Below are 8,761 nucleotides of genomic sequence, written 5' to 3' on the forward strand. Positions count from 1 at the left end.
TAGGGATAGAATTCGCGCGTTACGGTGATGTCGTCTGCCGGGTCGTCGTTGGCGTTCAGACGCTTCATGTCGTACCAGCGGCTCACGAAGGCCAGTTCGCGGCGGCGTTCGCGGAGGATCTTCTGCAGGGCGTCTGCCTGCGACGAGGCGGTCAGCTCGGTGTATGCCTCGGCCTTGATGCGGGCCTTGCGCAGCGGCACGAGCGTCTGCATGGCACCCTGCCAATCTCCCTGACGAGCCTGGACCTCGGCCTTGATGAGGAGCATCTCCGCAACGGTCGGGCCCGAGATGAGGTTGTCGAAGTAGAACTGGCAGTATGCCGGGTAGCGGAACGCCGGGTCGGTCTGGCAGTAGCGGAGCGAGAAGTCCTCGACGATGAAGTACTCGTAGCGCAGGTCGTTCATCGGGTCGCCTCCGGGGACATCGGCCTCATAGGTTGCGAGCAGATCCTCGCTGGGGATGTACCACCACGAAGCGTAGGAGCACGTGCGGGCGAAGAGCAGGTCCTCCCACTCGAAGAGCTCCGGATATCCGTTCGTTCCGTAGAACTGGAGCTTCGTGTCGGGGTACTTCACCGTCACTACCTCCTTGTTCGTCGAGGCGTTGATCTCATACTCGTCGTCGTTGGCGCTGTACGACATCGAGGTGTTGAAGTCCTTGAGCGTGTTGTACTCCGCAAGTACGGCCTCCACCTGTGCCTTGGCGTTGTCCAGATCGCCGCGGTAGAGGTAGTAGCGTGCCGCGAAGGCGTGTACGGCGGCCGTCGTGCCGCGCCATACGCGGCGCTTGCCCTGCTTGACGAGCGGCGTGGTGATCTTCAGCGCCTGCTGCAGGTCGTTGTCGATGAACGACCACGTGTCGGTCAGCGAGGCGCGGGCGATGCCCTCCTCGAACGAGATGGTCTGCTTGAGCGGCAGTCCGAGTTCCGAGCCGTTGTTGCCGTCGTAGTAGAGCGTGTAGGCCACGGCCAGCTGGAACATCGAGTATGCGCGCAGGAAATGGGCCTCGGCCTTGAGATTGGCCTTCGTCTCGGCGTCGCCCGACACCTCGTCGATATACGCGAGCACCAGGTTGGCGTAGTAGATCTTGCTGTACTCGCCGTCCCAGAGCAGGCGGCTGGTCCCCGTGCCTTGGTCGCTCCAGAGAATGTACTCCAGGTTCGAAGGGCTCATGCCGCCGTTCTGATAGTCGTGTATGTCGGTCGTCAGGCCGAAGTCGTCGCAGGCGAGGGCCGTGTGGTTGTACTCGGAGTAGAACCGCGAGTAGCTGCCGAGCAGTGCATCGAGCTGTTCGGCCGTTTCGATTGTCTTCTGGGTGCTCTTCGAGGGATCGACATCGAGGAAGTCGTCGCAGGCGACCAAGCCCGAGACGGCCGCGGCGAGGAGCGTGAGGTATGCTGTTTTCTTCAGATTCATGGTCTCAACAGTTTAGAATTTGCACTTGATTCCGAACGTATACGACGCCTGCAGGCGGATCGTCCCCTTTGCGAATTCGGGGTCCTCGCCGTATCCGTTGAAGTAGATGTTGAACGGGTTGTTGCACTGCGCATATACCTGCAGCGACTTCATGCCGATCTTCGCGACGACCTTCTTGGGAAGGTTGTATCCCACGCTGAACTCCTGCAGGCGGATGTGCGAGGCACTCTCGGTCAGGTAGGACATGTAGGGATAGAAGCGGTCCCAGAAGTAGTAGCGGGTCTCGATCTCGTTCTGCGGCAGGGGAATCATCTCGTTCGGGTCGCAGTTCTTCACCTCCGAGTACTTGTCGTTGGGCACGGCGCGTCCCGATACGGAGGGGTAGTTGAAGCTCTCGCGGAGGAACTTGTGCCCGAACTTGCCGGTCACGATCATCGAGATGTCGAAGTCGTAGACGCGGAACGAGGTCGAGAAGGACATGTTCCACGGTGCTACGGTCGTACCCATTGCGTAGGAGCAGTCCATCGGGTCGCCCGTGGGCCACGTTGCGAAGGTCTCGTAGAGGCCGCTCTTGTGGAGGATCGTCGGCTGCCAGTCGGGCGACGAGGCGGTGCCCACGTTCTGCAGACCGCCGTACTTGTAGGTCCAGAGCGTGTTCATGTCGTAGCCCTCCATCCATGCGGTGCTGCCGCCGACATAGACCAGGTCGTAGGCGTTCGTGGGCTTGACCTGCAGGCTCTTGATGCGGTTCTTGTTGTAGGAGAGCGTCAGCACGCCGTTCCACGTCACGTTGGGCGAGATGCGGAGCGTCGAACCCACCTCCATCTCGAAACCGCGGTTGAGGATCTCGCCGTTGTTCAGGCGCATCGAGGTGGTTCCCTGCACGGCCGAGAGCGTAACGTCGGCGATCAGGTCCTCCGAGTGCTTGCTGTATACGTCGAACTTACCGTAGAGCTTGCCCCGGAAGAGGTTGAAGTCCACGCCGATGTCCCACGTTCCGGTGCGCTCCCAGCGCAGCGTGGGGTTGCCGTAGCTCGACATCGATCCGGTGAGCTCGCCGGTCACCGTGTTGGGCGACGAGCTGATGTTCACCAGCGGCTTGAAGGTGGTCGATTTGTCCACGTTTCCGTTGTATCCGTAGGTGAAGCGCAGGGCCAGGCCGTCGATCCAGTCCACCTGCTGCATGAATGCCTCGTTGGCGATCTGCCAGCTGGCGCCCACCGACCAGAACGGGGCGTAGCGGTAGGCCGGGTCGTCGGTGATGAGGTTCGAGGCATCGGTACGCACGCTTCCCGACACGGTGTATCGGCTGTCGTAGGTGTACGATGCGTTGCCGAAGGCCGAGAAGTAGCGGTCCGTGGTGTACGAGAACGAGTTCTGATAACTCAATGTGAGGTTGTTTCCCTGCCAGTCCGTGAGCTGGTAAACGCCCGTTCCGCCGATGCCGTTGGGGAAGTTGCCGACGCTGAGCGTCTCGTCGTTGTATCCGTAGGTGCGGGGATATCCGAACGACTGGTAGCGGCGGTCGATCGTCTCGATACCGGCGACCACGGCCACGGCGTGCTTTTCGGCGAACGTGTGGTTGAAGTTCAGCTGGTTGCGGATTGTGAGCACGTCGTAGCGGGTGCGGCTCTGGTCGAGGAACCCTCCGGTGGGGAGGTTGGCCGTCACCTCGTCGGTCTCCTTGTTCCACGAGGCGGCGCTGTTCACGCCGTAGCGTACCGTGTAGGTGTTCTCGTTGTAGTAGTTGTGCGTGTCGGACTCGATCATCTCATACTGGATGCGCGAGTCGAAGGTCAGCCCCTTCCAGAGCTTGAAGGTCAGGCCGGCCTGTACGCGGGCGTTGGCCGACGTCGAGGTCAGCTCGCGGTTGTTCATCTCCTGCAGGGGGTTCCAGCTCCAGTCCTCATAGGGGAACTTGCCTTCGGGAACGTGGCGCTTCACGTAGTCGAGGCTGACGCCGTATGAGTAGGGGATGTAGTCGCCGTTCTCGTCCACGAGCATCTCGTAGGGCGAGAGTCCGGGCAGGCCGTATCCGCTGTTGTCGTTTTTAGTATAGGTGTATGCGCCGTTGAAGTTGAAGTCGAGCCACTTGAACACATGGGTCCGGTTACGGAAATTGACCATGTATTTGGTGCTGTTCTGCTTCTTGTAGTGCTGCCGGTCGTTCTGGTAGAGGGCCGAGAGGGTGTTCGACGACCGGTTGGTGGCGATGTTCACGGCGACGTTCTCCTGGTGTACGATCGGGTTCTGGAGCAGGTATTTCTTGATCTGCCCGTAGTTGTTCTTGGTGCGGAGTTCGTCGATGGCGGCATTCATCTCGGCTTCGGAGATGTGGCCGAGGCGGTTTTCGTTCAGCAGCTCATAGACCTTGCTGCCGCCGCCGCTGTAGTCGTTTTCCTGGGGATACCACGTGGTCGAGTCCCAGCGCGTGAATCCGTAGATCTCGTAGTCGATGACGTCGTTCACCGAGGCCTGCGAGAGCGTGTAGTCGAGGTCGAGTTTGGGTGAAACCTTGAAGAAACCCGAGTAATCAACCGTTACCGAGGCTTTCCCCCCCCCCTTCGGATCGGGCGTTCTTGGTCGTTACGACGATCACGCCGTTGGCCGACTTGGCTCCCCAGATCGAGGCTGCCGCAGCATCCTTCAGCACGGTGACGCTCTCCACGTCGTTGGGGTTGATCGACTCGAAGCCGCCCTCGATGGCGAATCCGTCCACGACGAGCAGCGGCTCGGTGGCCGACGTCGAGAGACTCGAACGTCCGCGGATCTCGAACACGGGATTTCCGTATGCGTCCTGCGTACCCACCAGACCTGCCGCCGAACCGATCAGACGGCTGGCGATCGAACCGGAGGGTTTTTCGAGCTGGGCCTTGTCGATGATGTCGAACGAACCCGTGGCACGCTCCTTCGAGATGGTCTGGTAACCCGTCACGACCACGTCATCGAGCTGGTGTGCCGATTCGCGGAGTTCGATTTCGATGCGTGTGCGGGGACCGACCTGGATCTCCTGTTCGTCGTACCCGAGGTACTTGAACACGAGGATGTCCGAATCCGACGCTTCGATCCGGAACGAGCCGTCCGAATTGGTGATCGCACCGTTCGTACCGCCCTTGACGGTAACGGTGGCGCCAACCACGGGTACGCCGTTCGTGTCTGCCACGACGCCGGTGACCCATCTCTGTTGCGCTGAAACCTGGAACGCCATGAGGCATATGAGCCAGGCGAGGTAGAGTTTCTTCATGCTGATTGTTTTTAGTTAGGATTGTTTGTTAATACAAGGTCTGCGGAAACATACCTTCTGTCACGAAGGCAGAACGAGCGCCCGACATCGTGCAGGCCGTCGCTCTAATTTTTTGATCGAATCTTTTGTTTTGTGTGTTAAAAATGTCTATAATTGCGGCTGAAAATTCTACTTTTTCGCCGAAAAATATGTAATTTTGGACAAAGTTCCAAACGCTTTGATAATGTTTGAACATTTTTTTAAATTGAGTTATAAACATTAACCAAAACAAGGTTTTTTATGAAAAAGTTTACTGCAATTTCTGCCGCATCGCTTCTTCTGGTAGCCTGTGGCGAATCGCGTCCGACCTACCTGCTTTCGGGTACGGTCGATACGCTGTACAACGGAGCGACCGTATCGCTCCTCTACGGTGAGAAGAGCGACAGCACGGTCGTCTCGCAGGGGGCCTTCTCGTTCGAGGGCGAGATCGACTCGCCCGTTCTGGCGCGTGTCCTCATCTCGCAGGGCGACAACCGCACGGGCGGCATGGTCGTACTCGAGGCCGGATCGCCCGTCCTGACCCTTACCGAGGAGGGCTACCGCTGCTCGGGTACGCCGCTCAACGAGACCTTCAACGGCTACAACGCTTCGTCCGAGGAACTCTACAAAACCTATCGCGAAGCCTATACCTCGCTGCGTGAGCAGGGGCTCAAGGACGAGGAGTTCCGCGCAGCCCTCGAGCAGGCCGGCGAAACCTTCTCCGCGGGTTCGCGCAAGCTCAACGAGGAGTTCTTTGCCGCCAACAAGGACAATGTGCTGGGTTCGGTCGTAATCACCCGCCTGGCCGACGACAAGTCGCAGTTCGACTCGCTCTACAACGTGGCCGGCGAGGCCGTGCGTAACGCTGCGAGCGTACAGCAGGAGAAGGCCCGCTACGAGAACCTCGAGAAGACCTCCGAGGGCAAGATGTTCACCGACTTCACGATCGAGAAGGGCAGCGCCGAGGGTACCCCCGTATCGCTCTCCGACTATGTGGGCAAGGGCAAGTACGTGCTCGTCGATTTCTGGGCTTCGTGGTGCGGCCCCTGCCGTGGCGAGATGCCCAATCTGGCCGAGGTATACAAGAAGTACAAGGGTGACCGCTTCGAGATCGTGGGCGTAGCCGTCTGGGACGAGCGCGCCGACACCGAGAAGGCCCTCGAGAGCCTGCCGATCACGTGGCCCGTGATCTTCGATGCCGGCCAGCTGCCGACCGACCTCTACGGCATCAACGGCATTCCGCAGATCATCCTCTTTGGCCCCGACGGCACGATCGTGGCACGCGACCTGCGCGGCGAGGCGATCGGCGAGAAGGTCGGCGAGTGCTTGGCCAAATAGTTTGCCGCATCCGACTGAGAAAAGGTCCGGAGACCCGCAAGGTCCCCGGACCTCTCTTTTTTGCCGCAGCCTCCTTCAGCCGTCCTCCCGTTTCCCGTCCTTCAGCCTGTCCGCCCGTTCCTGTCTTGTCGTCCGTCCTCCTGTTCCCCGTCATGCCACCCGTCCCGCTTTCTGTCCGCCGTGCACCCGGCATGGCTCCTGCGCCCTCTTCGCGGGACACCCCTCCGCTCAGCCGTTCTCCGATCCTCCGTCCGGTTCCGGAACAGACCCTCTGTTGAAAAAAAACGTCCCTGCGGAGGAGGGAAAACCCCGGAAAAAATTCGTATATTTGCTCCTTGAATGGATATGGCTACCTGTTTTCCGGCGTGCGGCGGCCGACCCGTGAGGGCCGCCGACGGTTTTCGTCGTGTTTCTGCCGCACCCGGATCCAGCCCGTCTAAAACTCCGCGCTGCCTATGTTGAGTGCCTTGTACTACATCTTCCTGGTGCTGCTGTGCACCTTTTTCATGATCTTGTCGGCCGTTGCGCTGGTCGTCTGCTATCCCTTCGACCGGGGCCGCCGCGTCGTGCACGAACTCTCGCGCATCCTCGTGCGGATCTTCTTCGCCATCCCGCCCTTCTGGCGCCAGCGCGTCGAGGGGCTTGAGCGGATCGACCGCCGCCAGCGTTACGTCATTGCCGTGAACCACAACACGGTGATCGACATCCCGACGCTCTACTACCTGCCGCTCAATTTCCGGTGGGTCTCCAAGCGCGAGGTCTACAAGGTTCCCTTCTTCGGGCAGTACCTCTTCCTGCACGGCGACATCTGCATCAACCGGGGACGGGCCACGGCCGCCATGGAGCAGCTGCTCCGCGAGGGACGCGAGTGGATCTCGCGCGGCGCTTCGGTCGCCATCTTCCCCGAGGGCACGCGTTCGAAGGACGGGGAGATCCACCGCTTCAAGGCCGGCGCCTTCCTGCTGGCCCGGGAGGCCGGCGTCGGCATCCTTCCGGTGGTGCTCGACGGTACGAAGTCGCTCATCGGGCACAACCTGCTCTTCAACTGGGGCAACCGGATCACCATCCGGGTCCTGCCTCCCGTTCCGGCCTCGGAGGTCGCCGCTTCGGACCCCCACGAACTGATGGAGCGCGTGCACGACGACATGTGCCGGGCGCTCTCCGAGATCCGCAACAGACGATAGACTATGGCAGACTTACTCAATACGAATCCCAACGAAACCTACGGCGACGACGCCATCGTGACGTTGTCGCCGCGGGAACACATCCGCCTGCGCCCGGGCATGTACATCGGCAAACTGGGCGACGGCTCGCAGGCCGACGACGGCATCTACGTGCTGATCAAGGAGGTCGTCGATAACTCGGTCGATGAGTTCATCATGGGCGCCGGGCGCGAGATCGACATCACGATCGAGGACAACGTCGTCTCGGTGCGCGACTTCGGCCGCGGCATTCCGCTCAAGTCGCTGGCGGCGGCCGTTTCCGAGATGAACACGGGCGGCAAGTACGGCGGCACGGCCTTCAAGAAGACCGTGGGCCTGAACGGCGTGGGCGTCAAGGCCGTGAACATGCTCTCGAGTGAGTTCACGGCGCGCTCGGTGCGCGACGGCGAGGCCCGCACGGTCACCTTCGCCAAGGGGCTCGAGCAGAGCGACCGCTGGGAGTCGGGTGTCTCGGAGAAGAACGGCACCTACATCTCCTTCCGCGTCGATGAGGAGGTTTTCGGGCAATATGCCTACAACCTCGAGTACGTCGAGCAGATGGTCAAGAACTATACCTACCTGAACCTGGGCCTCACGTTCCGCTTCAACGGCCGCAGCTACGTCTCGAAGAACGGACTGCTCGACCTGCTGAACGAGAACATGACCGAGGATCCGCTCTATGCGCCGATCCACCTCTCGGGCGACGACATCGAGGTGGCCATCACCCACGGCACGGGCTACGGCGAGAGCTACTTCTCGTTCGTGAACGGCCAGTACACCTCGCAGGGCGGTACGCACCAGGCGGCCTTCCGCGAGGGTATCGCCAAGACCATCAAGGAGTTCTATCACAAGGACTACGATCCGTCGGACATCCGCACGTCGATCATTGCGGCCATCTCGGTGAAGGTCACCGACCCGGTCTTCGAGTCGCAGACCAAGATCAAGCTCGGCTCGAAGGAGATCGAGCCCGGGGTCTCGATGCGCAACTTCGTGGTCGATTTCCTGGGCAAGCACCTCGACGACTACCTGCACAAACACCCCGAGACGGCGCAGACGCTGCAGAAGAAGATCGTCGAGAACGAGAAGGAGCGCAAGGCCATCTCGGGCATCCAGAAGAAGGCGCGCGAGACGGCCAAGAAGGTCTCGCTCAACAACCGCAAGCTGCGCGACTGCAAGATCCACTTCACGGACAAGAACGAGCTGGCCGAGCAGTCGATGATCTTCATTACGGAGGGCGACTCGGCCTCGGGTTCGATCACCGCCTCGCGCGACGTGCGCACGCAGGCGGTCTTCTCGCTGCGGGGCAAGCCGCTGAACTGTTACGGGCTCACGAAGAAGGTGGTCTACGAGAACGAGGAGTTCAACCTCCTGCAGGCGGCGCTCAACATCGAGGAGGACATGGAGAACCTGCGTTACAACAAGGTGATCATCGCCACCGACGCCGATGTGGACGGCATGCACATCCGCCTGCTGCTCACCTCGTTCTTCCTGCAGTTCTTCCCCGACGTGATCCGCACGGGCCACCTTTATATCCTCCAGACGCC

The 8,761-nt window shown here is 60.6% G+C and carries 6 protein-coding genes; 3 read left to right on the forward strand and 3 right to left on the reverse strand.

Going from position 1 to position 8,761, the window contains the following annotated elements; genetic code table 11:
- From QZL63_RS09400 to QZL63_RS09410, 3 genes are all read right to left on the reverse strand, one after another.
- Positions 1–1,415, reverse strand: a 1,415-nt coding sequence (locus QZL63_RS09400) for a RagB/SusD family nutrient uptake outer membrane protein (RefSeq protein WP_290586701.1), incomplete at its 3' end; no start/stop codon positions are given.
- Between the two features lie 12 nt (positions 1,416–1,427).
- Positions 1,428–3,884 (reverse strand): TonB-dependent receptor, encoded by a 2,457-nt coding sequence (locus tag QZL63_RS09405; protein WP_022309057.1) that lies wholly within the window; start codon positions 3,882–3,884, stop codon positions 1,428–1,430.
- Positions 3,885–3,948: 64 nt separating this feature from the next.
- A complete protein-coding gene (locus tag QZL63_RS09410) occupies positions 3,949–4,659 on the reverse strand; it encodes a carboxypeptidase-like regulatory domain-containing protein (RefSeq protein WP_022309058.1) in 711 nt (236 codons plus the stop codon).
- Between the two features lie 279 nt (positions 4,660–4,938).
- Here QZL63_RS09410 and QZL63_RS09415 point away from each other — a divergent pair, with 279 nt between their 5' ends.
- The 3 genes from QZL63_RS09415 to QZL63_RS09425 all read left to right on the forward strand — a co-directional run.
- Positions 4,939–6,015 carry a TlpA disulfide reductase family protein gene (locus QZL63_RS09415; protein WP_022309060.1) on the forward strand — a complete coding sequence of 359 codons (1,077 nt, stop codon included), beginning with the start codon at positions 4,939–4,941 and terminating at the stop codon, positions 6,013–6,015.
- Positions 6,016–6,470: 455 nt separating this feature from the next.
- A complete protein-coding gene (locus QZL63_RS09420; protein WP_022309061.1) occupies positions 6,471–7,199 on the forward strand; it encodes a lysophospholipid acyltransferase family protein in 729 nt (242 codons plus the stop codon).
- Between the two features lie 3 nt (positions 7,200–7,202).
- Positions 7,203–8,761, forward strand: a 1,559-nt coding sequence (locus QZL63_RS09425) for a toprim domain-containing protein (RefSeq protein ID WP_290586704.1), incomplete at its 3' end; no start/stop codon positions are given.

Origin of the sequence: Alistipes sp. CAG:268, assembly GCA_000434235.1 — a bacterium.
In the GTDB taxonomy this organism is placed as follows: Bacteria; Bacteroidota; Bacteroidia; order Bacteroidales; family Rikenellaceae; genus Alistipes; species Alistipes avistercoris.